The sequence below is a fragment of the Pontibacter vulgaris genome (assembly GCF_022758145.1).
Classification (GTDB): domain Bacteria; phylum Bacteroidota; class Bacteroidia; order Cytophagales; family Hymenobacteraceae; genus Pontibacter; species Pontibacter vulgaris.
Window position 1 is genome coordinate 434,948 of record NZ_JAJVDH010000004.1, and the last position, 23,033, is coordinate 457,980.

Consider the following 23,033-nt stretch of genomic DNA (forward strand, 5'->3'; position numbering starts at 1 on the left):
TAAATGGCTTCATTTGAAGTAATTGGCGGCAACAAGCTAAAAGGAGATATTTACCCACAAGGTGCTAAAAACGAGGCACTTCAGGTGTTATGCGCAGTATTGCTAACATCAGAGCCCGTTACCATTTCCAACGTCCCGGATATCCGCGATGTAAATAAACTGATCGAGCTACTGCAAAACCTCGGTGTTAAGGTTGAGAAAAACAACCCGGATACTTATACTTTCCAGGCAGATAACATTGACCTGGATTATCTCGATACAGAATCTTTTGTAGCACTTGGCCGCGCTATACGTGGTTCTGTGATGATCGTGGGCCCGATGCTGGCTCGTTTTGGAAAATCAAAGCTGCCAAAACCAGGTGGCGATAAAATTGGCCGCCGCCGCCTAGATACTCATTTTATCGGGTTCGAAAAGCTGGGCGCTAAGTTTAGCTACGATACCCAGGATAGTTTTTACAGCGTAACTGCTGATAAGCTGAAGGGCACTTACATGCTGCTTGATGAAGCTTCTGTAACTGGAACGGCTAACATTCTTATGGCAGCTGTGCTGGCTGAAGGCACAACTACGATTTACAATGCAGCCTGCGAGCCTTATGTACAGCAGCTTTGCCGTATGCTTACCCGTATGGGCGCTAAAATTACCGGCACAGGCTCAAACCTGCTTGTAATAGAAGGTGTTGAGAAACTGGGTGGTACAGAGCATCGCATGCTGCCAGACATGATCGAGATTGGTTCTTTTATAGGACTTGCCGCCATGACAGGTTCAGAAATAACTATAAAGGATTGCCAGATACCGGAACTGGGCCTGATACCAGATACTTTTCAGCGCTTAGGTATAAAAATGGAATTCCGCGGCGATGATATCTTTATCCCTGCACAGGACAATTATGAAGTTGATACTTACATCGACGGTAGTATACTTACTGTTTCTGACCATACCTGGCCAGGTTTAACCCCCGACCTGCTGAGCGTGGCTTTAGTGGTTGCAACACAGGCAAAAGGTACTGTACTTATACACCAGAAAATGTTTGAAAGCCGCCTGTTCTTCACCGATAAGCTGATTGACATGGGTGCCCAGATCATACTTTGCGACCCGCACCGCGCTACTATTATTGGTAATGATAAGCAGGTACCGCTTCGTGGTATTACCATGAGTTCTCCTGACATCCGTGCCGGTGTTGCCCTGCTTATAGCTGCCCTGTCGGCAGAAGGGCGTAGCGTTATTGAAAACGTGGAGCAGATAGACCGTGGCTACCAGAACATTGATGGCCGCCTGAACGCCCTTGGCGCACAAATAAAAAGAATTTAAAGTATAAGCACTATACTTTAGAAGTATAAAAAGAGCACACCTAAGGCAGGTGTGCTCTTTTTGTTTGCAGCTAATTCAGTCTATGTAATTTGCTTGAAAGATGCACTTGTATAGCATATAGTTCTTATATTAGAAGAGTAATATGTTATATTAGATTTTACGAACTAATAACACCGCCCTTAGCGCAGATAACGGGAGTAGATACCCGTGCCAGCTACTAATTACCAGTAATTTATAATTAATATGGCAATACACATTATTGACCAACTTGAAACAACCGAATGTGGGCCAGAGGCAAATAATGGAAAAGGTTATTTACAAGAAGTCTTCCTTAACCAAGGTTCTATTGATGGTGCTTGTGGACCTTACAGTATTTTCATGGGGCTTTTAACTTTAGGATTGGCAGACAGAAACGAAGTAACTTCATTTAATACAGATGGACGGACAAGATTAGGTAAGCTGATAAATAAGTTAAACAACGATTATGCAAGCCTATTCAAGCACGGAACTTACCTAAATGATTTAGAAAAGATATTGCTGGAAAATTATGGTAGCTTAATTCACACAGAAACGCGAGAAACTAAAAACAAAGATTTAACAAATTTCACAATTCAGCATTTAAAAGAAAATCACCCAACTATTATTGGAATCAACTTTTCAGGCGGTGGACATTGGATGCTAGCTGTTGGATTTGAAGAAAATAAAGAAAAGGGGATTTCTAGGTTGTTGTTGCTTGACCCTTCTGATGCTAAGCCAGTAGTTTCATCATGGAATTCAATAATTGAGCTAAATGTAACACAAAAAGGAAAGTACCCTTTTAAATGGTGGACAGCTTCACGATATGTGCAATTTGACCAAGCGATTGCATTGTGGTGTAAATAAAAAAACAGGTAACATTGTTTAAAAATCATGCTTCGGCCGACGGCCTAGCATGATTTTTAAACTAACCGTTCACTCCCCAACACCATGGAGCTAAAAATGCAACTCTTACATCCGGCTGGCAAGAAAGCTGTAAGCATGAATGAGGACAAATATACTTTATTAAAAGAATCGCTTTTAAAGCACCTAATGTTAAAAGGCGAATCTACTCACACGGAAATTTTACAGGCAGTAACCGAAGACTTTAAAAATAACGAAACTGCTTTTAAAGGTTCGCTCGCATGGCACCTGGAATGGGTTAAACTTGACCTGGAAGCCAGAAATGAAATTAAGCGAACAGGAGTCAAAGCACCTATAAAATTCGGGATTACAAAGCAGGGTGATAAACAAATATTATAGTTGCCAGCTTTAAAATCGTAATGCTTTATAATGGGGCTGTGTTCAAAATATAAATTGTTTCTGTATTGGTGCTTTTCTAACAGTGTATACTTTGCTACGCCACGTATACCTATGATGCACAAAGTATAAAATACTACCATGAGCGACAGCTACAACTTAAACAGGTTTTTATCGGCACAGGAGCAAATATACCCATCGGCTCTGGCTGAAATAAAAAGTGGCCGCAAACGAAGCCATTGGATGTGGTTTATTTTCCCTCAGCTGGATGGCTTAGGCTTCAGCGAGACTTCAAGGTTTTATGCGATCAAGAGCAAAGAAGAGGCCATTGCTTATTTAAACCATACTATACTGGGCGCCAGGTTACAGGAAATAACAGAAGCATTATTAAACATTAATGGAAAGACAGCTTCGGAAATTTTCGGTAGTCCGGATGATGTAAAGTTAAAATCCAGTATGACCTTATTCGCTTTAGTTAGTAAGGAGAACTCAGTTTTTCAGCAGGTGCTGGATAAGTATTTTAACGGGGTGAAAGACACAAAAACGCTGCACCTGCTTAACGAGGAATAGCTTAAATTAACGAAGGCTTTTCTTGTTCTCAACCATATTTTATACTTGCCAATAGTAGGGAATAACAAAAACTCGTAGTGGTTTCGCCACTCCGGCATAAAAGCGTTTGAGCTAAAGTATAGAATAAGCTACCTTTGGGTGTAAATATTCGAAATATGAGCAAAGCAAATTGGGAAACCGTTAAGAAATACGAAGATATAACTTATAAAAAATCAGGCGGTGTGGCCCGCATTGCCTTTAACAGGCCAAACGTGCGCAATGCATTCCGCCCTAAAACCGTATTTGAACTGTTCGATGCGTTTTTGGATGCACGCGAAGATACAAGCATAGGCGTGGTGCTGCTTTCTGCCGAAGGCCCTTCTACCAAAGATGGTGTTTACTCTTTCTGCAGCGGCGGCGACCAGAATGCGCGTGGCTTTCAGGGGTATGTAGATGAAACTGGTATTCCGCGTTTAAACATCCTGGAAGTACAGCGCCTTATTCGTTTTATGCCTAAGGTAGTTATAGCAGTTGTGCCGGGTTGGGCTGTTGGCGGTGGCCATAGTTTGCATGTAGTTTGCGACCTGACACTTGCCAGCAAAGAGCACGCAATCTTTAAACAGACAGATGCCGATGTTACCAGCTTTGACGGTGGTTACGGCTCGGCTTACCTGGCTAAAATGGTAGGTCAGAAACGTGCCCGCGAGATCTTCTTTTTAGGTCGTAATTACTCTGCCCAGGAAGCATACGATATGGGTATGGTAAATGCTGTTATCCCGCACGATGAACTGGAAGACACCGCTTACGAGTGGGCTCAGGAAATTCTGGCTAAATCACCAACCTCCATAAAAATGCTGAAGTTTGCCTTTAACCTGACCGATGACGGCATGGTAGGCCAGCAGGTTTTTGCCGGCGAAGCTACCCGCTTAGCCTATATGACCGAGGAAGCCAAAGAGGGCAGAAATGCTTTCCTGGAGAAGCGTAAGCCCGACTTTAGCAACATTCCCTGGATTTCCTAACTAACGTATAAATTATAAATAAAGGCCTGCTACTTAGCTGTAGCAGGCCTTTGTTTTTTATGTCAGAGTCAGGATTTAGGTATGTATGAAGCCCTCTTAGCGTTCCCGAAGGCTTTCGGGATCGCTAAGAGATCTAACGAAATTTCACTCTGGCTAACATCCAAAGCTATACTTCTTTCGCCTGCTCTTCTCTCCTTCTGCTCCCACTATATAATTCATACTTCAGCAAACGGCAATCTATGGCGCCATTATAAAGCGGTGTGCGGCGGGACGCGCGTAAACCTATACTTTTGGCAGCATCCAGGTTACCCGTAAATACAAAGGCATCGTAGCCCTGGTAATTGTTCTTCAGCGTATCCCCTATCTGCTTATACAACAGGTTTATATCATCTGAAAGAATTCGTTCGTTATAAGGCGGGTTCATTACCAGCACTCCATGCTCAGACGGGGCTTGTGTGGTAAAGAAATCGGCCTGCTTTACTGTAATGATGTTCTCCAGACCGGCATTCTCAATATTGTTTTTGGCAGCCTGCACGTAATCAGGGTCAATATCATAACCTATAATTTCAGCCTGAGGCTCGCGTTTTTCTTTAGCTTCTGCCGTGCGCCAAACCATACTGAAAAGCTCTTCGCTATAATCTTTCCAACGCTCAAAACCATATCCATCGCGGCGGTATAAACCGGGCGCAATATTTTGTGCCATCATGGCGGCCTCTATCAGGAAAGTACCGGAACCGGCCATAGGGTCAATAAAAGTAGATTTTTTATCCCAGCCTGTAAGGGCAATAATTCCGGCAGCCAGTACCTCGTTTAGTGGCGCTACGTTGGTTTGCAAACGGTAACCACGGCGGTGCAGCGAATCTCCTGACGAATCCAGTGACAGCGTTACCATGTTTTCGTGCATGTGCAGGTTCAGGCGCAGATCGGGCCGGTTTTTATCTACAGAAGGGCGCTCGCCGGTTTTCTTACGGAACTGATCCACGATAGCATCTTTGGTAAGTTGGGCTACAAACAGCGAGTGCTCAAAGGTAGAGTGGCTTACAGCAGCATCTATGGCAAAAGTCTTATCCAGATCCAGGTATTCGCTCCAGTCGGTTTTCTGTACCTGTTCATACAGGTCTTTCTCGTTTCGGGCTTTAAACGTGCGGATAGGTTTAAGTATGCGAATGGCAGTGCGGCACCATAGGTTAGCTTCGTACAGCTGGCGCAACGTACCCGAAAAGGTAACAGCACGGGTACCAACTTTAATATAATCCATTTCAAGGGCCTGCAGTTCGGCAGCCAGTACCTCTTCTAAGCCTGCCAGTGTGGTGGCTACCATGTTAAAGTTGCCGTTTGGTTTCTGTTTCGCCATAATCTATCGTTATAATGTTACAAAGATAGCTTGAAGAGTTCAGAATTTAGCGTTAAAAGTTAAGTACGGTTTTATTATCGTTTCTGTAAATTCAGAATTAACGAGATCAAATTTGAGCTGTAAACCGGTTTACTATCCTACATAACTCATACTTCATAACTTTTAACTCTTAACTAGTAATTCTATCTTTACAGGAAATTACTGCTTATGAAACTCCAGGCCGATTTTTCGCTTAAACCTTATAATACATTCGGGATTGATGTTAAAGCCAAGCTATACGCGCGTTTCGACAGCGTGGCCGAGCTGCAGGAGCTCCTGCAAATGCCCGAATTAAGACAGGAAGAGAAACTTATACTTGGCGGCGGCAGCAACGTGCTTTTCACGAAAAATTTCGATGGCATTGTGCTTCAGAACTGTATAAAAGGCATTGAGGTGTTGCGCGAGGACGATGCTTATACTTATGTAAAAGCAGGCAGCGGCGAAGTATGGCATGAGTTTGTTGTGTATTGCCTGGAGCATAACCTGGGTGGTTCCGAAAATCTTTCCCTTATTCCGGGCACGGTGGGCGCAGCGCCCTTACAGAACATTGGAGCATACGGTGTAGAGCTGAAAGATATTTTTTACGAATTGGAAGCCGTTGAACTGGAAACCGGGCAAATCCATACTTTTGATAACGAAGCCTGCCGTTTCGGCTACCGCGAGAGCATCTTTAAAAACGAGTTGAAGGGCCAGTTTATAGTTACTGGGGTAACATTCAGGCTGCACAAAAACCACAAGCTTAATACCTCCTATGGCGCCATCAGTACCACGCTGCAGGAAATGAATATACAGGAACCAACCATACAGGATGTAAGCGCGGCTGTTTGCCACATTCGCCGCAGCAAGTTGCCAGATCCGAAGCAAATCGGAAATGCCGGCAGTTTCTTTAAAAATCCTGAAATTCCGCTGGCTTTATACGATGTGCTCAAGTACCAGTACCCAACTATGCCTGCCTACCCGGTATCCGAAACGATGGTAAAAGTGCCGGCAGGCTGGCTTATTGAGCAATGCGGCTGGAAAGGCAAAGTAATTGAAAACTATGGCGTTCATAAAAATCAGGCCCTGGTGCTTGTAAATTATGGAGGCGCTTCCGGCGATAAAGTTCGTGCCCTGGCTTACGACATTATTCATTCTGTTGAAGAGAAATTTGGCATCAGCCTGCACCCCGAAGTAAACATACTTTAGGTTTTATATCTATACTTTACTATACTTTAACCGAAACAACCTAAACTTATTTATAGCGCATACGATATATAGAATTGTAAACACTAAAAGCAATTCTATATGAAGCCCAATAAATTACTCTATTTCTTTTCTTTACTTTTTGCCCTTACCGTATTTAGTAGTTGCGATAAAGACGACAGCGAGCCTACCAAAACCGATATACTTACCTCGCATGAATGGAAAGGCAGCCGCGTACTGGTTGCCGGGCTCGATGTATCGGACAGGCCGGAGATAAAGGACATGTTGCTGGATATTAAAACGCTGCGCCTGAATTTTAACCGCAACGGCTCTTACACGGCAACTTATACAGATAAGAGCGGCCCAAGAACTACCACAGGTGCCTGGCAGTTTACAAACAACGAAACCAAACTCGCTTTTGACCTGCTTGGTGAGATGGAGATCAAGAACTTTACTTCTTCTAACCTCGACATGATTAAGGTGGCTCAGAATGGCAGCCTCACGTATAATGCTGAAGTACAGTTAATAAAATAATCCTGAAGTTACCTGATTTATTTGTTCTTTTCTTATCAGATTTCGTATTAAGCCATAAATTATATTTATAAAATACAAATGTAGGCATTACGCAATCTAAAGTCGAACATATATGAAACAACTCAGAAAACTAAATTATCTGTTTGCTGCACTTTTTGTACTTGTACTGTTGGGATGTGGCGATGACGAAGACAAAGAACCAAGCCGCCGCGATTTACTTACGTCAACAACCTGGCAAGCCAACCATGTGTTTCTTGATGGAGTGGATGTAACCAGCAGAGTGGATCTGACTCAAACTTCATTCAAGTTTGAAAAAAATGGTAACTATACTTTTAAATTCGATGGAAACCCGATTATAGGTACTTGGGAATTTGCAGACAACGAACAGAAGTTAGTTCTTGATAAGGGTACAGGCGACGAAGAAAACGTAAAAATATTGCTGCTAAGCGCTACAAATTTTAATGTACAGTTTGAGGAAGTTGACGACGATACAGGTATAAATCATACATTAGAGTTCAGGTTCATAAATAAGCCATAACCGGATTTCAATCTATACTTAACAAAAAAGGCTCCCCAATCGGGAGCCTTTTTTATTGGTATTCGTTCCTTTTATCCTTCCTTTAACTTAAAATCAATATTACAGCTATAAATTTTTCACTTCTACAGGTAGCTTTTTGCTGTGTTTAAGATTAATCTCCTTCATCATTTATCTTGTAAACTGATAAATATCAATAACTTACACCTAAATCGCATCGTAATTATTTATAATAATATCAATATTGATTTTAACTAAGCCCATATGAGTTAAAATTATATTATTAATTACTAAATTTTTAAAGTATGAAGAAATTACAGTTACTCATTTATTTGTTACTGTTTATTGCAGTAGTTCCACTAACTAGTTGCGATGACGATGATGACGCAGAACCATCCCGAACAGTACTTTTAACAACTTCTCAATGGACGGGAAATACCATTTATGTTGATGATGTAGATCAAACCCAGTCGTTTCGGGACAAAGGAATGGATATCAGAACATGGAAATTAAAATTCAATACAGATGGCTCCTATACTATACAGGGCGACATGCTTCAACCTTCTCCGTACACCGGAACATGGGAGTTTACAAACAACCAGCAGGCGATACTTTTTGACAAAAATGCCTCTAATGGATCAGAGACCGCACAGATAAATAAGCTGAGCAGCTCAGAATTATTCCTTCAGATGACGCTTGAAGATACACAGAGTGGAACAATGATAGAAGCTGAAGTCAGATTCAAAAAATAACTATAAAGTATAAAAAAGGCTCCCCAACCGGGAGCCTTTTTTATACTTTATAGTTTCTATTTCAGAACTGCTAAGGTAGCGCCATCGCCGCCGCGTTCTTCGGCTTCGCTGCCCAGGCTGGCTACTTCCGGCACCGAGTATAAATAATCACGCACAACCTGGCGAAGTACACCGTTGCCACGACCGTGTATGATCTTGATTTCCGGGATGCCCAGCATTATGGCTTCGTCGGTAAAGTTCATTACTTTGGTTAGCGCATCTTCCGCATATTCCCCTCTGATATCCAGTGTGCTTCCGAAACCGGCCATGCGCTGCGTAATGTTCATGCCACGGGTATAGCCTTCTTCGGCTTTCTTCTGCTTTTTAGTCTGGGCTTCGGCGCGTTCCAGGTTGTTTACCTTAACGATTGTTTTAAGTCCACCGAACATCACTTCAGCAGTTTTGCCTTTTATACTTACAATCTGTCCAACAGAGTCCTGCCCTATTAAGGCTACCGTATCGCCTTCTTTAAGTGGCCCACCTGTTGTAATGCGTTTATGTGCCGGACGCGGCTCATCTTTGCGTACCTGCTCGTTGGCAAATGTTTCGAGGTCGCGGCGTGCTTCCTTGGTCTTTTCCTTTTCGGCCTGGCTCTGCTTTATCTGCTGTATGGTGGCCTCAATTTTCTGGTTGGCGTCCTTCAGCAACAGCTTCGCTTTGCCTTTGGCTTCGCGCATTACGTCCTGTTTGCTCTCTTCCAGGAAGTTCTTCAGGTCGTTGTATTCTTTTACATTGCGCTTCAGCTTCTGCTCCAGTTTTGTAGCTTCAGCAAGCTTCTTTTCCAATTCCTGCTTTTCGGTTTCGAGCTCTTCCAGCAGGCGGTCATACCGGATCTTGTCTTTACCTACCAGGCTGCTGGCTTTATCAACTATAGCTTTCGGCAAACCAATTTTACGGGCGATCTCGATGGCAAACGACGAACCCGGCTTCCCGATCTCGAGTTGGTAAAGCGGTTGCAGATGCTTATGGTCGTAACGCATAGCACCGTTCACTATACCCGGTGTTTTCTCGGCAAAGTTCTTTAGGTTGGTGTAGTGTGTGGTTATCACACCGTATACTTTGCTATTGTTCAGGGTTTGCAGCACGGCTTCGGCAATAGCGCCACCCAGCACCGGTTCAGTACCCGTACCAAACTCATCTATCAGCACCAGGCTTTTGCTGTCGGCTACCGTCACGAATTTCTTCATGTTGGTCAGGTGCGAACTATAGGTACTCAAGTCGTTTTCGATTGACTGCTCATCTCCAATGTCGATGAAAATATCGTGGAAAATGCCGGCTTCCGAGCCATCGGCTACCGGAATCAGCATACCTGTCTGCAGCATATACTGCACCAGTCCTACCGTTTTTAAACTCACCGATTTACCACCTGCGTTAGGGCCGGAGATCAACAGGATACGCTGGTCACGGGTCAGCTCCAGGTCCATCGGCACGGTTGGCTTACCCAGCTGCCGGTGCGACAAGTATAAAAGCGGGTGTATAGCCTGCTTCCAGGCAATGTGCGGATACTTGTTCAGTTGTGGCATTGTGGCCTCTACCCTACGCGCAAAGGCAGCCTTAGCCCGGATAAAGTCCAGCAAACCTAAATACTGGTAGGCCTTTCTTAACTCAGGTATGTGATGGCGCAGTGTATTGGTAAGGCCGGTTAAAATCTTAATGAGCTCGCGGTGATAAGCGTTCTCCAGGTCCTTGATATCGTTGTTGAGTTCGAAGATGGATTCCGGTTCAATGTAAACCGTTTGCCCTGTATTTGATTCGTCGTGGATAAGGCCTTTGATGCGGCGCTTGTGCTCGGCAATAACAGGTATAACCAAACGGCCACCGCGTATCGTTGGCTCCACATCGCTAGGCGTCCAGCCTTCGTTTTTGGCATGGCGAATGATCGAGCTGATCGTTTTGCGAAGTATAGCCTGCTGCGCGATCAGGTCGCGTTTGAGGCGCTGTAACTCTGGGGTAGCATCGTCGCGAACGGCACCGGCATCGTCTACTACTTTATCCAAGGCAGCTATCAGCGAGCGCTCTACCGTTACGTCTGCACCCAAAGCTTTAAGCGCTTCAAACTTCCCTTCTTCAGTACCGGAAATAAAGCGCTGCGAATCGCGGATGGTGCGTAACGACATCTTGATCTCGAAGAACTGACTCACATCCAGGAAGGTACCAGGAATAGCCGCCCTGTCGAGGTAAGCGGTTACGTCGAAATAGTGGCTCAGCGGAATCTCGGCATCGGACTCCAGCAGTTGTTTAAATTCGTTGGTTTGTTGTAACAGTCGCTGTACCAGGTCGTGGCGGTTCAGGAACTGCATGCGGTTTACAAACTGGCGGCCCAGCGGACTTAAGCAAAGCTCAGCCAGCATTTCGCGCACCTGTGCAAACCCGATCTTTATTTCAAAATTTTCTGGATAGATCAATTGTTATCTCTTAATTTAAGGCAAATTTAGCATTTTATAACAAGTAAAACCTGTGGTTTAGTTCTGAGTCTCGAGTTATGAGTTACGAGTTTTTTCGCACACATAACTCGAGACTCAGAACTCAGAACTTTTAACTCGTTAACTCTTAAATTCCTACACTCTTAACTACAAAGATGGTTCTCGATAAACTCTCCAATGCCGACCGATACGTTTGCATGCACCCGCTTTTTGCACAGGCTTTTAAATTTTTGCAGGAAACCGACCTGGCAACTATAGCTACCGGTGTTTTGGAGATTGAAGGCAGAAAGCTATTCGCCATAGTTTCGGAAGCGGCCGGCGTAACCAAAGACAACTATAAACTGGAAGTGCACCGCAAGTACATCGACATACAGTATGTAATTTCGGGTACCGACCACATGGGCTGGAAAGACCTGGCACTTTGTGATGAACCAAATGACCCCTACAACGAAGAACGCGAAGCTGCTTTCTTTCCGGATAAAACCGATAACTGGTTTGATGTACCGGCCGGCTCATTCACCATTTTTTACCCGGATGATGCCCATGCAGCTATGGTTACAGGTGAAAGTATAGTTCGGAAAGTTGTGCTGAAGATTGCTGTTGAAGCATAGTTATACTTTGTACATAGTACAGATAAGTATGTTTACTGTTATCCGGTAGTTGGCTGCAAGCACTAAAACGATTTTAAATTATTTAACTAAAATGGATATAAAATACAGCTTCGATGATAAACCTACTGCAGAGCAGGTTATTGAACTTTATGACAACTGCGGCTTGCCTCGCCCGACAGGAGACAAAGAAAGAATTCAAAAGATGTTTGATAACTCCAATCTAATTGTAACAGCGTGGCACGAGGACTTATTAGTTGGTGTTTCGCGTTCTATAACAGATTGGGTATGGAGTTGCTATTTAGCAGACCTTGCAGTAAGGGAAGTATATAAAAAGGCAGGTATCGGTAAAAAATTAATACAGTTAACAAAAGAAAGGGTTGGAGAACAATCAATGGTTTTACTCTTGTCTGTTCCGACGGCTATGGAATATTATCCTAAAGTTGGATTTGTGAAGCAAGAAAGTAGCTTCATCTTAAACCGAGCAGATTGGCAGTGAACCCGATAATGATTTTTCAAAGATGGCTTCAGGAAGAGCTAAATTTGACACAAGTGAGAATCCCTACCGCTTGTTGTTTATCGACCATTGGCTTAGACAATTATCCTAATGCACGATTTGTCTCCTTAAAAGAGGTATCAGATGATAGTTTTGTAATTACTGGGCCTTTGAACTCAAGAAAAGGACTTGAAATAAATCTATGCAACAAAGTAGCTTTAACTTTTTGGTGGGTTGAAACAGAAAGGCAAGTAAGAATCCAAGGAGAGGCAACTCAGATTTCAAAAACGCTTGCAGATAAATATTTTTCAGAGAGAAACAAAGACAGCCAAATAATTTCCATCGTGAGCAAACAAGGACATGTAATTACAGATGTAGACGGACTCATAGAGGAATATAATAGAATTGAGCAAAGCTCAGGAAATAATAAGCTAAGAAGACCAGAATATTGGGGAGGTTATACAATAAAGCCTGCGCGAATTGAATTTTTAGAATTCAAAACGACCCGGTTTCATAATCGGGATTTGTACACAATAGAGAACCAAAAATGGGTTTTACAAACATTACAACCATAGATTGAAAAATGCCAGCAGCTAACACTATATATAAATCATGCTACGGCCCACGGCCTTGCACGCTTTTTATACTAAACGTTACCTAACATTCTAAACCCACCACAATAAAACTATAGCCATGGTCCCAATCATTAACACACATGATTTAGCAGCCATATTTTCAGAAAAGAATCTGGTATTGATAGATGCGCGCACAGGACCGGGCATACAACAGAAGTATAACCTGGAACATCTGAAAGGTGCCCTTTTCGTTGACCTGGAAACTGAGATGGCCCACAAATCTGCTGATGCAGCTGATGGAGGCCGCCATCCTTTACCAGATATCTCTGTTTTTGCTGAATTGCTAGGCAAACTTGGTATTACCCCGGAAAGCCATGTGGTAGTGTATGATGATAAAAATGGAGCCAACGCGGCAGCGCGTTTCTGGTGGATGTTGCGGGCTATCGGGCATGAAAAGGTGCAGGTATTGAATGGTGGCTACGATGCGGCTATTGAGGCTGGGGTTCCTACCAGCTCGAGCACCGAAGCACCTATAGCTCAGCCACCTTACCCGCACAGTACCTGGAAAATGCCAGTTGCAACCATAAACGAAGTAGCGCAAGTCACACATCACCCAGCCAAACTTGTAATAGATGTGCGTGATGCCGCGCGTTACCGGGGCGAAACAGAACCTATTGACTTAGTAGCCGGCCATATACCGGGCGCCGTTAACATTCCATTTTCCTCCAATTTGAACCAGCAAGGTTTTTACCTGACCCCGGAAGAACTGGCCGCTAAGTATAATGAGGTTTTAAAAGATCGAAATGCAGAAGATGTGATAGTGCATTGTGGTTCCGGGGTAACAGCCTGCCATACTATACTTGCCATGGACCAGGCCGGACTGGGCATTCCCAAACTATACGTAGGCTCCTGGAGCGAGTGGTCGAGAAGTGGCAGGCCCATGGCAAAGGGGAAAGATACGAATGCATAAAAACTCAGAACTAAAGGAGCTCTCAAAATTATTCCTGAAACTTGGCTTTATAGCTTTTGGAGGCCCTGCTGCTCACATTGCCATGATGCAGGACGAAGTGGTAACCAAACGGAAGTGGATGAGCGAACAGCACTTCCTGGATCTGATAGGCGCTACCAACTTAATACCAGGCCCTAACAGCACCGAACTGGCCATCCACATCGGGAACGAAAGAGCAGGTTGGAGAGGCTTATTGGTTGCCGGGCTTTGCTTTATACTTCCGGCCGTTTTTATAACCGGACTCTTTGCCTGGCTTTATAAAACCTATGGGCAATTGCCACAGTTGCAGGCTTTTATTTACGGCATTAAACCAGCCATTATTGCCATTATACTTGCAGCCGTTTTTCCGCTGGCTAAAAAATCACTGAAGACTGTTACTTTAAGTATAATCGGGGTAGTTGCCCTGGTGCTGGCGCTTTTTCAGGTCAGCGAGATCTATGTGATGTTTGGTGCTGGTTTGATAGCTATAGCATTAGCGGCAATCCGTACCAGAAAGCCCGGAGCTACACTGAACGGCATTTCTATACTTACTTTTACCAAGCTGGGTGGCCCGGCATTACAGGCTGTCAGCAACACCAAACTTTTCTTTAGTTTCCTGAAGATCGGGTCAATACTTTATGGTAGCGGGTATGTGCTTTTCGCTTTCCTGGATACAGAGCTTGTTGCCAAAGGCTTGCTCTCGCGGCAGCAACTGATAGATGCGATTGCTGTCGGGCAGTTTACCCCAGGGCCGGTGTTCTCGTCGGTTACGTTTATTGGGTATCAGATGAATGGGTGGATCGGCGCAGCTGTGGCAACTATAGGTATCTTTCTGCCTTCGTTTGTTTTTGTGGCTTTGCTTAACCCGCTTGTCCGGAAAATGCGAAATTCTACACTGATGGCTGCTTTCCTGGATGCTGTGAATGTAGCGTCGGTGGCGGTTATAGTTGCCGTTTGCTTTGAAATGGGCCGCGATACCATAACCGATTGGCGAACTATAGTTATAGCTCTCGTAAGTATAATTCTGACCTTCGGCTTCCGGAAAGTGAACAGCGCGCTGGTGGTAATAGGAGGTGCGCTGCTGGGTTATGTTTTAATGCTGGTATAAAGCAATTCTTATACTTCCGCCCTCAAAATTTCTCTTCTATGCCTAATCCGAAAAGCGCATAATCATACTTCACAGGGTCATTGGGCTCAAAAGCCCTGAGGTGGTCTGTGAGCTCTTCGGCGGTAAACCAATCCATACCTTTACGGGTAATCAGGCCCAGTTTTCTCGCAACACGCTCTACGTGTACATCGCAGGGGCAAACCAAGTCGGCGGGCTTCATGTTATTCCATATTCCGAAGTCTACGCCTTTATTATCCTTACGCACCATCCAACGCAGGTACATATTCATGCGTTTGCAGGCCGACTTGCGTGCGGGAGTTGAAATATGCTTCTTAGTCCGGTGCGGTGCTTCTTCGAGGCTAAAGACCAGATCATGGAAATGTATGAGGCGCTCCTTCTGTGTTTTAATTTGATTCTGATCCCCGGTAAAAGCTGTTTCGAGGCTCTCGTGCTGCCTGTAATACCACTGAAAAAAGTACAGCAGGTATAACAGATCGGTATCATTAAATGTACGGTGCTTAAAACCCAGAAAGCGATGCAGATCCTGCTCCTGGTGCTGAAGTATAAAATCGTGGGGTGCGTTGTCCATCAGGTCCATGAGCCTGATGCAGTTGTTGATAATAGTTTTGCGCTGCCCCCAGGCAAGTATAGCTGCAAAAAAACCGCTGATCTCAATATCCTGTTTTTTTGTAAAACGGTGCGGGATAGAAACCGGATCGTTCGGAATAAAGTCTGGTCTGTTATACTTCTCCACACGGTCATCGAGTAAGGCTTTAATGGCGGCAAGGTCTTGTTTCATGGGTTAAAATACGTGTAAATTCACTATGTAAGTTAATTAAACGTGCTGGGGTTGCATGTACCGTTTATATCAATCGGTCTTTTATCTGTATCAGGTTAAGTATAGACCTCGTAGCGTGCGCAGCTCCTACGAGCGTAAAAGTGTTGACATAGGACGCTCCGAGGTTTTGCAAACGCCCGGAGGCCTTTGGAGCCACGGCTATAGTTTGGGAGCATAGTGCTCAACACAAAGACAAGGCCTCTCGGCCTGGAGCGAGCCAAAGTATAAAATGAAACGATGCACAAGTCAGACTCAGAATGTAAAGTATACTTGAAAGTATGGTCTGCTTAACTCAAGCTTGAGCTATAAAACACAAATCTCCAATACCTTCGAGAGACCAGGAATGAATGTAAAACAAAAGACCTGAACTATAATAGCTCAGGTCTTTTGCAGGTATTTCTGTTAAGCAGAAGCACTATGGCATGTAAGAAACCTCAACTCTGAACTTAGCATCAACGGCGCCTAGTTTCTGGTAAGCCTTTTTAGAAACACGAACAAGCACTTTATCAGTTGTTCCGGTTTCAGGCAATCTTCCGATTACACGCACATAAACTACCTGCCCATTCATCGCATTTTTTACCTGCATAATAGTGCCAACCGGCGCAGATTTGTGCAGTGCCAGGTACTTGTTAGTATCAGATTTAGGATCGATCATTTCGGCCATACCGCTTTCAACAATCTTCTTTATACCGGCAACATTATCATCGTCATCATTTGTTGCCTCACGGCCCGTAGCTGCTGCAACCGGCTCAGCTTTGGCAGGACTTGCAGAAGCTGTGGCTGTTTCAGTAGTTTTAGGCTTTGTAATTTCTTCGTCGGCCTCAGCAACGTAAATCGGTTTTTTAGTTGGCGTGGCAGTGGTTTTACCAACCTTTATCTGGTCTCCAACATTCAATTGGTTTGATGTCAGGTTATTCCAGCGCTTAATATTATCAACGGTTACTCCGTGCATGCGCGAAATAGAGAAAAGCGTCTGGCCGGACTCCACAACATGAATTTTGTCGCCTTTGTCGCTCACTGTAAAAGTACGGTTGCTGGCAGTAGCTGCTGGCGTTGTAGTAACAGGTGTTTTAGCAGCAGTTGCTACAGCAGCGTTTACGGGTGCAGTGCGAGGAATAAGTACGATCTGGCCCACGTTAATGGACTGCTGTACTTTCGGATTAGCCTCAACTATTTTTGAAACCGGAACGCTATACTTTCTTGATAAAGCATAAAGGGTTTGACCGGGCTCAACGCGGTGCTGCAAAAAGAACTTCCCATTTTTGCGTTCAACTCCTACAGAGTCGCGCACAGCTGTCAGGTTAAATGCAGATGCCGAAAATGATAAAAAGGGTGCTACCACCAGGAGAGCGAAGAATAGAACTCGTACCATGACTTTTATAAGTAATAAGTATACTATGTAAGTAGTTGATATGCTTTTAAAATATCTCTGTTTTGGATAAAGTATAAATCAGCCCCAAATATAAAAAAAGTATCTGAACCTATGCCACTTAATCCGCAGCCAAGTGTTTCCTGCAACAGAAATTCCCCTGCCAGATCATAAACAAGCAATATATTTTTTAATTTATCTTTTCCTGATGCTATGTAAAAACTAATGATAAAGCAGTTTTCGGTTTCGGCATACTCCAGGGCCTGCACTGGCCCGGCTTCAAACTCCATCGCATTCAGAAAATCTCTAACCTGCTCGAAGTATGTTTCGCCTTCTTTGTAAAGTACCGGATACTGGCACAAGCTGTAGCGCTGCCGGCCGAAATCGTTTACAGCAGCAGTAGCTTGCAGTTGGCTGATGCCTGACTCCATTGTTTTACCTGAAGCTGCATCAAGCAATGTATAATCCGCTTCAAGTTCAGTGGCGGGGTAAGCAAGAATACCAGCAGCTACAATTCCATAAAAAGCCAGCCCGGTACTCTCCCATGCCGGCTTTCCGGTTGTGGCCTCTAGGGCAAGTATACCTTTATGCTGGCCCAGCTGTCGGTCGGCGTAGCCATGTATGTATACTTTTCCCTGGTGTGCATCTTCCAGGCCTTGCCACCAGGTTAGTTGTTGCGGCAGTTTTATTTCCTGTAAAGTATAAGTAGCGCAATCCAAAGTATAAAAATGAGCAATCAGTAAATCGGCATCGCGCACTTCCAGGGCCAGCCTGTTGGCAACCGTATCGGGGCGAAGGCGCCAGACCGGGGCACCAAAATCATATTTGAAACGTAGCGGAAGTATAACCTGGTATTTTATTGTTAACTTATTGCCTTGTACTAAATCAGCCCTAAGTTATGAAAAGTAAGGCAAAGCATCTGTGTTTTCTGATTCTTTATACATTGGTATACCTTGTGTTTATACCGCATACTGCAATAGCTCAAAATCAAAAACAAAAGGTATTGCTGCTGAAAATAGATGCCGAAATAGACCCGCGCACTAACCGCTATACCGAGCTTGCTCTAGCTGAAGCCACACGAAGCGGTGCCGACCATGTGCTGCTGGAACTGGATACTTTTGGCGGCGCCTTAAACGATGCAGATGAGATCCGGACAAGATTGCTGGAGTTTCCGAAACCGGTTTACGTGTTCATCAACAAAAATGCGGCCTCTGCTGGTGCACTTATTTCGCTTGCCTGCGATAGTATTTACATGGCGCCGGGCGCTAACATTGGGGCTGCAACCGTTGTAGGGGCTGATGGCCAGGCTGCACCAGGCAAATACCAGAGTTACATGCGCTCTATTATGCGCTCTACCGCAGAAGCTAATAACCGCGATCCGCACCTGGCTGAAGCCATGGTGGATGCCAGTGTAGACTCTACCCTTTCTGCCAGGCAGGTAATCACTTTTACAACTTCAGAGGCTATTAAGTATAACTTCTGCGACGGGCAGGCCAACAGCATAAACGAGGTGCTCCAAAAACTTAACCTGCAGGATGCCGAACTGATAACTTACGAACTAAGCACTACTGATAAGATCATCTCTTTTTTCCTGAACCCTGTGATAAGTGGCATTTTGCTGCTGCTTATTCTGGGTGGTTTATACTTTGAGCTGCAAACGCCTGGCATTGGCTTTGCCCTGGTAACGGCTATAGTTGCCGGCATACTTTACCTGACACCTTATTATCTGAACGGCCTCGCCGAGAACTGGGAAATTCTGTTATTTATAGTTGGCCTAGTGCTCATCGGGCTGGAGGTGCTGGTGGTTCCGGGCTTCGGGGTAACAGGCATTAGCGGCATTATACTGGTGTTTCTGTCGTTAGTGCTGATTATGGTTAACAACGATAATTTCGATTTTACTTTTGTACCTTCCGGAGAGTTGAATAAAAGCCTGCTATCGGTGCTGATTGGTATGCTGGGTGCAGTAGCAGTAATCGTGCTGGCATGGAACCGCATACTGGGCAGTCGCACATTAAACAAACTGGTGCTGCATAACACATTTCAGAGTGACGAAGGGTATCGTTCTGCCAACTCCGCCCTGCACCTGATTGGTAAAACCGGCATTGCCCATACGCGCATGGCTCCTACCGGCCGTGTACTAATTGATGATGTGCTTTATGATGCACAGGCACGAGAAGGCTTTATAGAAAAAGGCGAAACCGTGGAAGTAATAGACCAAAGCACCTTTGCATTGCGCGTAAAGAAGGCTGTGTAGTGTAGTTTACTTATTAATTAAAGCCTTGCAACCATACGTAGCTAAAAGTACTCCTTAAAGTATAGATTCGAAAAACACTAACCTAAACTTATGAAACCACTGAAACTATACTTTGCGGCTGTGCTTGCGCTGCTTCTAACTGTTTCCTGCAAGGAAGACGACGACCTGCAGATAATAACGGCTGAAGCCACTTTATACTGGTCAGGTAATTACGCTGTAGATGGCTGCGGCTATAAACTGCAAGTAAACGAAAAAAAATATAAGCCTGAGAACGAAGATGATATTCCGGATAAATTTCAGCAAAACACTCCGATGCAAGTGAAGGTAAAATTTGCCGAACTAAGCAAGCCTGTCGAATATACCTGTGGTTTCAGCAGCACGCCTATAAAATTACCAGGCATCAAAATACTTTCCATAGAAGAGTTATAGCCATAATAACTGTATATTTACAAAAGCCACTAAATCAGCATTTATACTTCATCACCTGCTATGCTAAACAACTTAATTACTACCGCCCTGCTGGCAACAACGCTTGCCTTTACATCTTGCAGCAAAAACATGACAAACACGACTGAAAATGCAGATGCCATACTCGAATGGTCGGGTGAGTATATGGTAGATGGTTGCGGTTTTAAGCTGACAATTGACGGCAAAGACTATAAACCTGAAGATGAAAGTGTGATAGGCGATGAATTTAAACAGGAAGACACTACTATACCTGTAATAGTAACCTACACTGAAACCGGCGAAACCATAGACCGTCGTTGCGGACTTTCTACCCAGGATCGCTCCATGCCAGGCATCAGAATTATCACAATCAAGAAGAAGCAGTAACCTGTTTATACTTTACTGTTTAGCTCCTAAAGTATAAGTTAAAGTATAAACGCGGAGTTCAGCTCACACAAACCTCAACAATGACAACCGAAGAGATCATGCTTCAGCTGGAAAGCCTGGGTAGCCAGCAGACTAAAAATACATGGATGAAACATGGTGCGCAGGAGCCTTACTTCGGCGTAAAGGTTGGTGACCTGAAACCGATCCAGAAGAAAATTAAAAAGAGCCATACACTCTCAAAAGAACTGTATGCTACCGGCAACTCCGATGCCATGTACCTGGCCGGCCTTATTGCTGATGAAAAGGCCATAACCAAAGAAGACCTGCAGCTGTGGGCCGAACAGGCGTACTGGTATATGATTAGCGAGCATACAGTGGCATGGGTAGCATCAGAAAGCGCTTATGGTTTTGAGCTGGCCAAAGAATGGATACAATCAGATAACACAAGGCTGGCAACCGCAGGCTGGGCTACCTTATCGAGCCTTGCAAGTATAAAGCAGGACACGGAACTGGACCTGGAGTACCTGAACCGGCAACTCGACCATGTAGCCCAAACCATACACCAAAGCCCAAACCGCGTACGCCATACTATGAACGGCTTTGTAATTGCAATGGGCTGTTTTGTACCCTCCCTAACTCAAAAAGCAAAAGCAGTAGCTGGAACAATAGGCAAAGTGCAGGTTGATATGAACGGAACGGCCTGCAAAACACCGGACGCCTATACTTATATAGAGAAACTGGAGAAAATGGGGCGTGCCGGTAAAAAGAAGAAAACTGCCCGCTGCTAACCTGTTAAACCGATATCACTTCTGTATATTTGAGCTCGCATTTATACTTGTAAACTATGGACGTACTCGGTATCATACCTGCCCGCTTTGCCTCTACCCGTTTCCCGGGCAAACCGCTTACCAATATTAATGGCAAAACCATGATACAACGGGTGTACGAGCAGGCAAAGAAATCCGGCTTAACAGAAGTTGTAGTTGCAACCGATGATACCCGGATTCTGGAGCATGTTCTAGGTTTCGGAGGAAAGGCCGTAATGACAGCTGAACACCACCAAAGCGGCACCGACCGTTGCTTCGAAGCTTACAGGTTATACAATGTGCCTTTTGAGTATATCATTAATATTCAGGGAGATGAACCGTTCATTCGCCCAGAGCAGATAGACTTAGTGGCATCCTGTTTCCGGAACCCGCAAACGCAGCTGGCCACACTTGTAAAAAAGATAACTACCGAAGAAGAGCTGTTTAATGTGAACGCGCCAAAGGTTGTGCTTAGCACTACTGGCGATGCCTTATACTTTAGCCGTCAGGCGATACCTTATTGCCGCAACGTACCCCAGGATATCTGGCACAAGCAGCATACTTACTACAAACACATTGGCATTTACGGTTACCGCGCCGATATTCTGGAGCAAATTACGCAGCTACCTCCCTCTGCTCTGGAACTGGCTGAATCGCTGGAGCAATTGCGCTGGCTGGAGAACGGCTTTAAAATAACCACAGCCCTTACCGAGTTCGAAACTATAGGCATAGACTCGCCTGAAGACCTAGAAAAAGTGCAGCACCTGATGTAGTAAAACTCAAATAGCTATACTTTAAAAGGAGCAGGAGGATGATCAACAATTTATACTTACAAAATTATCCTCCTACCCTTTTCGCTTTATAACCCGCAGCCTGTAAAGTTTGTAATACCTTATCCCTGAAATCACCTTGTATCAGGATTTCGCCATCTTTGGCTGAGCCACCTACGCCGCATTTGTTTTTCAGCATTTTGCCAAGCTCTTTCAGGTCATCGTCAGTGCCCACAAAGCCTTCAACTAAGGTTACCTGCTTGCCCCCACGCGACTTTTTATCGAGCATCACTTTCAGATTTTGCTGTTGTGGCGGCAATGTAGCAGCTTCATTTTCCTGCTCATACTCATAGTTAAAGTCGGAGTTTGTAGAATATACTACTCCCTGGCGTCCTTTCTTATTTTTATCGCTCATAGCAACTTTGGTATAATAACATTTAAAGATAACGGCAGCATCTGCACAGTAAACTTGCTTGCCTCGCCCATATATTCCCCATCAGCATGAAACATAATGCTATGGTCTGTCTCTACTTCTACGGCATCGGCTTTAAAATATTCGGCGCTGCCCGGGTTTGCGATCTGTTTGGTAAGCATGCAGTAGCTCAGGTTAACAGCCTTCAGAATATCCAGCTGGCGCACCAGGCATACATCTAAAAGCCCGTCGCGTATGTCGGCGAGGGGGGCAATGTAAGCGTTGTTACCATACTGAGCCGCATTTGCAAAAGCCATTACAAAGCACTCAGTATCAAGTATGGTATGGTTTATTTTTGCCCGGATAGGAATACGCTTATAGTTACGTACCTCCTTTAACACCAAACCAACATACGTTTTAAGACCGCGCCGAGTGCTTCCTGCAAACACAGAGCTTATAAAAGCATCGAAGCCGATACCTGCCGTTGTGAAAAAGGAATGCCCGTTTATTTTACCACTATCGATGGCAGAAGTATGGCCCGCATTAATAACAGCTATTGCTTTGGTAAGGTTAAGAGGCAGTTGCAGATGCCGCGCCAGGCCATTGCCGGATCCTTTCGGAAGTATACCTAATGCTGTATTGGTTTGCAATAAGCCACGTGCTACCTCATTTACAGTGCCATCACCGCCAACAGCTACAACTATAGCTGCGCCTGCATCTGCCGCCTCTTTGGCTAATAGTGGCGCATGGCCGGCGTAAGCTGTGTACACAATTTCGTGGCTATACTTTGTATGGTCTAAGTATAACTTGATGTTTGCGGCCACATCTACTTTGCTTTTTGGGCCGGAAGTAGGGTTAATTATAAAACGGATATGCGGGCGTGCGCTCATACTTTTACTGCTATTATGCAGTTGCAGCAAAAATACCCTTTCCTGCGGACAATAAAAAAAGCCGGACACCTTTAGA

The 23,033-nt window shown here is 44.5% G+C and carries 26 protein-coding genes; 19 read left to right on the forward strand and 7 right to left on the reverse strand.

Annotated elements, in window-relative coordinates; translation table 11 throughout:
- Positions 1 to 3 precede the first annotated feature (3 nt).
- From murA to LWP20_RS12145, 5 genes are all read left to right on the forward strand, one after another.
- On the forward strand, positions 4 to 1,308 hold the full coding sequence (murA, locus tag LWP20_RS12125; RefSeq protein WP_242928409.1) for a UDP-N-acetylglucosamine 1-carboxyvinyltransferase: 1,305 nt from the start codon (positions 4 to 6) through the stop codon (positions 1,306 to 1,308).
- A gap of 243 nt (positions 1,309 to 1,551) precedes the next feature.
- Positions 1,552 to 2,190, forward strand: coding sequence for a hypothetical protein (locus LWP20_RS12130; protein WP_242928410.1), 639 nt, complete (start codon positions 1,552 to 1,554; stop codon positions 2,188 to 2,190).
- Between the two features lie 84 nt (positions 2,191 to 2,274).
- Positions 2,275 to 2,586, forward strand: a complete 312-nt coding sequence (locus tag LWP20_RS12135) for a DUF6958 family protein (RefSeq protein ID WP_242928411.1) — start codon at positions 2,275 to 2,277, stop codon at positions 2,584 to 2,586.
- A 138-nt stretch (positions 2,587 to 2,724) separates the two neighbouring features.
- Positions 2,725 to 3,153, forward strand: a complete 429-nt coding sequence (locus LWP20_RS12140) for a DUF1810 domain-containing protein (protein ID WP_242928412.1) — start codon at positions 2,725 to 2,727, stop codon at positions 3,151 to 3,153.
- A gap of 155 nt (positions 3,154 to 3,308) precedes the next feature.
- A complete protein-coding gene (locus LWP20_RS12145; protein WP_242928413.1) occupies positions 3,309 to 4,151 on the forward strand; it encodes a 1,4-dihydroxy-2-naphthoyl-CoA synthase in 843 nt (280 codons plus the stop codon).
- 166 nt (positions 4,152 to 4,317) lie between these two features.
- On the opposite strand, the gene LWP20_RS12150 is transcribed toward LWP20_RS12145, so the two are convergent.
- Positions 4,318 to 5,505: a THUMP domain-containing class I SAM-dependent RNA methyltransferase gene (locus LWP20_RS12150; RefSeq protein ID WP_242928414.1), complete on the reverse strand. Its 1,188-nt coding sequence runs from the start codon at positions 5,503 to 5,505 to the stop codon at positions 4,318 to 4,320.
- Positions 5,506 to 5,712: 207 nt separating this feature from the next.
- Between LWP20_RS12150 and murB the strand changes: the two genes are divergently transcribed.
- The 4 genes from murB (at position 5,713) to LWP20_RS12170 (ending at position 8,547) form a co-directional block, all read left to right on the forward strand.
- Positions 5,713 to 6,729, forward strand: a complete 1,017-nt coding sequence (gene murB / locus LWP20_RS12155; protein ID WP_242928415.1) for a UDP-N-acetylmuramate dehydrogenase — start codon at positions 5,713 to 5,715, stop codon at positions 6,727 to 6,729.
- 99 nt (positions 6,730 to 6,828) lie between these two features.
- A complete protein-coding gene (locus tag LWP20_RS12160; RefSeq protein ID WP_242928416.1) occupies positions 6,829 to 7,260 on the forward strand; it encodes a hypothetical protein in 432 nt (143 codons plus the stop codon).
- A gap of 112 nt (positions 7,261 to 7,372) precedes the next feature.
- A complete protein-coding gene (locus tag LWP20_RS12165; protein ID WP_242928417.1) occupies positions 7,373 to 7,798 on the forward strand; it encodes a hypothetical protein in 426 nt (141 codons plus the stop codon).
- A 302-nt stretch (positions 7,799 to 8,100) separates the two neighbouring features.
- Entirely contained in the window at positions 8,101 to 8,547 is a 447-nt protein-coding gene (locus LWP20_RS12170) for a hypothetical protein (protein ID WP_242928418.1), read from the forward strand.
- Between the two features lie 56 nt (positions 8,548 to 8,603).
- On the opposite strand, the gene LWP20_RS12175 is transcribed toward LWP20_RS12170, so the two are convergent.
- Positions 8,604 to 10,991, reverse strand: a complete 2,388-nt coding sequence (locus LWP20_RS12175) for an endonuclease MutS2 (RefSeq protein ID WP_242928419.1) — start codon at positions 10,989 to 10,991, stop codon at positions 8,604 to 8,606.
- Positions 10,992 to 11,164: 173 nt separating this feature from the next.
- Between LWP20_RS12175 and LWP20_RS12180 the strand changes: the two genes are divergently transcribed.
- The 5 genes from LWP20_RS12180 to chrA all read left to right on the forward strand — a co-directional run bounded on the left by LWP20_RS12180 (position 11,165) and on the right by chrA (position 14,784).
- Positions 11,165 to 11,620, forward strand: a complete 456-nt coding sequence (locus tag LWP20_RS12180) for a NanQ anomerase/TabA/YiaL family protein (RefSeq protein WP_242928420.1) — start codon at positions 11,165 to 11,167, stop codon at positions 11,618 to 11,620.
- A 49-nt stretch (positions 11,621 to 11,669) separates the two neighbouring features.
- Positions 11,670 to 12,116 (forward strand): GNAT family N-acetyltransferase, encoded by a 447-nt coding sequence (locus tag LWP20_RS12185; protein ID WP_242928421.1) that lies wholly within the window; start codon positions 11,670 to 11,672, stop codon positions 12,114 to 12,116.
- Positions 12,113 to 12,688 carry a pyridoxine/pyridoxamine 5'-phosphate oxidase gene (locus LWP20_RS12190; protein ID WP_242928465.1) on the forward strand — a complete coding sequence of 192 codons (576 nt, stop codon included), beginning with the start codon at positions 12,113 to 12,115 and terminating at the stop codon, positions 12,686 to 12,688. The genes LWP20_RS12185 and LWP20_RS12190 overlap by 4 nt, the downstream gene beginning before the upstream one ends.
- 118 nt (positions 12,689 to 12,806) lie before the next feature.
- Positions 12,807 to 13,658 (forward strand): sulfurtransferase, encoded by an 852-nt coding sequence (locus LWP20_RS12195; protein WP_242928422.1) that lies wholly within the window; start codon positions 12,807 to 12,809, stop codon positions 13,656 to 13,658.
- Positions 13,651 to 14,784, forward strand: coding sequence for a chromate efflux transporter (chrA, locus tag LWP20_RS12200; protein WP_242928423.1), 1,134 nt, complete (start codon positions 13,651 to 13,653; stop codon positions 14,782 to 14,784). Before LWP20_RS12195 ends, chrA begins: the two co-directional genes overlap by 8 nt.
- Before the next feature lie 22 nt (positions 14,785 to 14,806).
- On the opposite strand, the gene LWP20_RS12205 is transcribed toward chrA, so the two are convergent.
- The 3 genes from LWP20_RS12205 to LWP20_RS12215 form a co-directional block, all read right to left on the reverse strand.
- Positions 14,807 to 15,583 carry a TIGR02757 family protein gene (locus LWP20_RS12205; protein ID WP_242928424.1) on the reverse strand — a complete coding sequence of 259 codons (777 nt, stop codon included), beginning with the start codon at positions 15,581 to 15,583 and terminating at the stop codon, positions 14,807 to 14,809.
- A 454-nt stretch (positions 15,584 to 16,037) separates the two neighbouring features.
- Complete coding sequence (locus tag LWP20_RS12210) at positions 16,038 to 16,994, reverse strand: LysM peptidoglycan-binding domain-containing protein (protein ID WP_242928425.1); 957 nt, start codon at positions 16,992 to 16,994, stop codon at positions 16,038 to 16,040.
- A gap of 23 nt (positions 16,995 to 17,017) precedes the next feature.
- A complete protein-coding gene (locus LWP20_RS12215; protein ID WP_367615750.1) occupies positions 17,018 to 17,851 on the reverse strand; it encodes a DUF4905 domain-containing protein in 834 nt (277 codons plus the stop codon).
- A 143-nt stretch (positions 17,852 to 17,994) separates the two neighbouring features.
- Between LWP20_RS12215 and LWP20_RS12220 the strand changes: the two genes are divergently transcribed.
- The 5 genes from LWP20_RS12220 (at position 17,995) to kdsB (ending at position 21,658) form a co-directional block, all read left to right on the forward strand.
- Positions 17,995 to 19,245 carry an NfeD family protein gene (locus LWP20_RS12220; RefSeq protein ID WP_242928427.1) on the forward strand — a complete coding sequence of 417 codons (1,251 nt, stop codon included), beginning with the start codon at positions 17,995 to 17,997 and terminating at the stop codon, positions 19,243 to 19,245.
- 90 nt (positions 19,246 to 19,335) lie between these two features.
- Entirely contained in the window at positions 19,336 to 19,674 is a 339-nt protein-coding gene (locus tag LWP20_RS12225; RefSeq protein WP_242928428.1) for a hypothetical protein, read from the forward strand.
- 60 nt (positions 19,675 to 19,734) lie between these two features.
- Positions 19,735 to 20,079: a hypothetical protein gene (locus LWP20_RS12230; RefSeq protein WP_242928429.1), complete on the forward strand. Its 345-nt coding sequence runs from the start codon at positions 19,735 to 19,737 to the stop codon at positions 20,077 to 20,079.
- Between the two features lie 80 nt (positions 20,080 to 20,159).
- The gene (locus LWP20_RS12235) at positions 20,160 to 20,867 is read left to right on the forward strand and encodes a DNA alkylation repair protein (protein WP_242928430.1); all 708 of its coding nucleotides are present in this window, start codon (positions 20,160 to 20,162) and stop codon (positions 20,865 to 20,867) included.
- Between the two features lie 56 nt (positions 20,868 to 20,923).
- Complete coding sequence (gene kdsB / locus LWP20_RS12240) at positions 20,924 to 21,658, forward strand: 3-deoxy-manno-octulosonate cytidylyltransferase (protein ID WP_242928431.1); 735 nt, start codon at positions 20,924 to 20,926, stop codon at positions 21,656 to 21,658.
- A gap of 64 nt (positions 21,659 to 21,722) precedes the next feature.
- On the opposite strand, the gene LWP20_RS12245 is transcribed toward kdsB, so the two are convergent.
- Positions 21,723 to 22,070 (reverse strand): translation initiation factor, encoded by a 348-nt coding sequence (locus tag LWP20_RS12245; RefSeq protein ID WP_242928432.1) that lies wholly within the window; start codon positions 22,068 to 22,070, stop codon positions 21,723 to 21,725.
- Positions 22,067 to 22,957, reverse strand: coding sequence for a diacylglycerol/lipid kinase family protein (locus tag LWP20_RS12250; RefSeq protein ID WP_242928433.1), 891 nt, complete (start codon positions 22,955 to 22,957; stop codon positions 22,067 to 22,069). Before LWP20_RS12250 ends, LWP20_RS12245 begins: the two co-directional genes overlap by 4 nt.
- Between the last annotated feature and the right edge of the window lie 76 nt (positions 22,958 to 23,033).

What these genes read in the sequence shown, in the direction of transcription:
- chrA (WP_242928423.1), top strand. Translation starts at nt 13,651, where the DNA reads ATGCATAAAAACTCAGAACTAAAGGAGCTCTCAAAATTATTCCTGAAA.
- LWP20_RS12195 (WP_242928422.1), top strand. Translation starts at nt 12,807, where the DNA reads ATGGTCCCAATCATTAACACACATGATTTAGCAGCCATATTTTCAGAA.
- LWP20_RS12130 (WP_242928410.1), top strand. Translation starts at nt 1,552, where the DNA reads ATGGCAATACACATTATTGACCAACTTGAAACAACCGAATGTGGGCCA.
- LWP20_RS12170 (WP_242928418.1), top strand. Translation starts at nt 8,101, where the DNA reads ATGAAGAAATTACAGTTACTCATTTATTTGTTACTGTTTATTGCAGTA.
- LWP20_RS12205 (WP_242928424.1), bottom strand. Translation starts at nt 15,583, where the DNA reads ATGAAACAAGACCTTGCCGCCATTAAAGCCTTACTCGATGACCGTGTG.
- LWP20_RS12165 (WP_242928417.1), top strand. Translation starts at nt 7,373, where the DNA reads ATGAAACAACTCAGAAAACTAAATTATCTGTTTGCTGCACTTTTTGTA.
- LWP20_RS12230 (WP_242928429.1), top strand. Translation starts at nt 19,735, where the DNA reads ATGCTAAACAACTTAATTACTACCGCCCTGCTGGCAACAACGCTTGCC.
- LWP20_RS12210 (WP_242928425.1), bottom strand. Translation starts at nt 16,994, where the DNA reads ATGGTACGAGTTCTATTCTTCGCTCTCCTGGTGGTAGCACCCTTTTTA.
- LWP20_RS12145 (WP_242928413.1), top strand. Translation starts at nt 3,309, where the DNA reads ATGAGCAAAGCAAATTGGGAAACCGTTAAGAAATACGAAGATATAACT.
- LWP20_RS12250 (WP_242928433.1), bottom strand. Translation starts at nt 22,957, where the DNA reads ATGAGCGCACGCCCGCATATCCGTTTTATAATTAACCCTACTTCCGGC.
- LWP20_RS12135 (WP_242928411.1), top strand. Translation starts at nt 2,275, where the DNA reads ATGGAGCTAAAAATGCAACTCTTACATCCGGCTGGCAAGAAAGCTGTA.
- LWP20_RS12160 (WP_242928416.1), top strand. Translation starts at nt 6,829, where the DNA reads ATGAAGCCCAATAAATTACTCTATTTCTTTTCTTTACTTTTTGCCCTT.
- kdsB (WP_242928431.1), top strand. Translation starts at nt 20,924, where the DNA reads ATGGACGTACTCGGTATCATACCTGCCCGCTTTGCCTCTACCCGTTTC.
- LWP20_RS12140 (WP_242928412.1), top strand. Translation starts at nt 2,725, where the DNA reads ATGAGCGACAGCTACAACTTAAACAGGTTTTTATCGGCACAGGAGCAA.
- LWP20_RS12180 (WP_242928420.1), top strand. Translation starts at nt 11,165, where the DNA reads ATGGTTCTCGATAAACTCTCCAATGCCGACCGATACGTTTGCATGCAC.
- murB (WP_242928415.1), top strand. Translation starts at nt 5,713, where the DNA reads ATGAAACTCCAGGCCGATTTTTCGCTTAAACCTTATAATACATTCGGG.
- murA (WP_242928409.1), top strand. Translation starts at nt 4, where the DNA reads ATGGCTTCATTTGAAGTAATTGGCGGCAACAAGCTAAAAGGAGATATT.
- LWP20_RS12245 (WP_242928432.1), bottom strand. Translation starts at nt 22,070, where the DNA reads ATGAGCGATAAAAATAAGAAAGGACGCCAGGGAGTAGTATATTCTACA.
- LWP20_RS12225 (WP_242928428.1), top strand. Translation starts at nt 19,336, where the DNA reads ATGAAACCACTGAAACTATACTTTGCGGCTGTGCTTGCGCTGCTTCTA.
- LWP20_RS12235 (WP_242928430.1), top strand. Translation starts at nt 20,160, where the DNA reads ATGACAACCGAAGAGATCATGCTTCAGCTGGAAAGCCTGGGTAGCCAG.
- LWP20_RS12150 (WP_242928414.1), bottom strand. Translation starts at nt 5,505, where the DNA reads ATGGCGAAACAGAAACCAAACGGCAACTTTAACATGGTAGCCACCACA.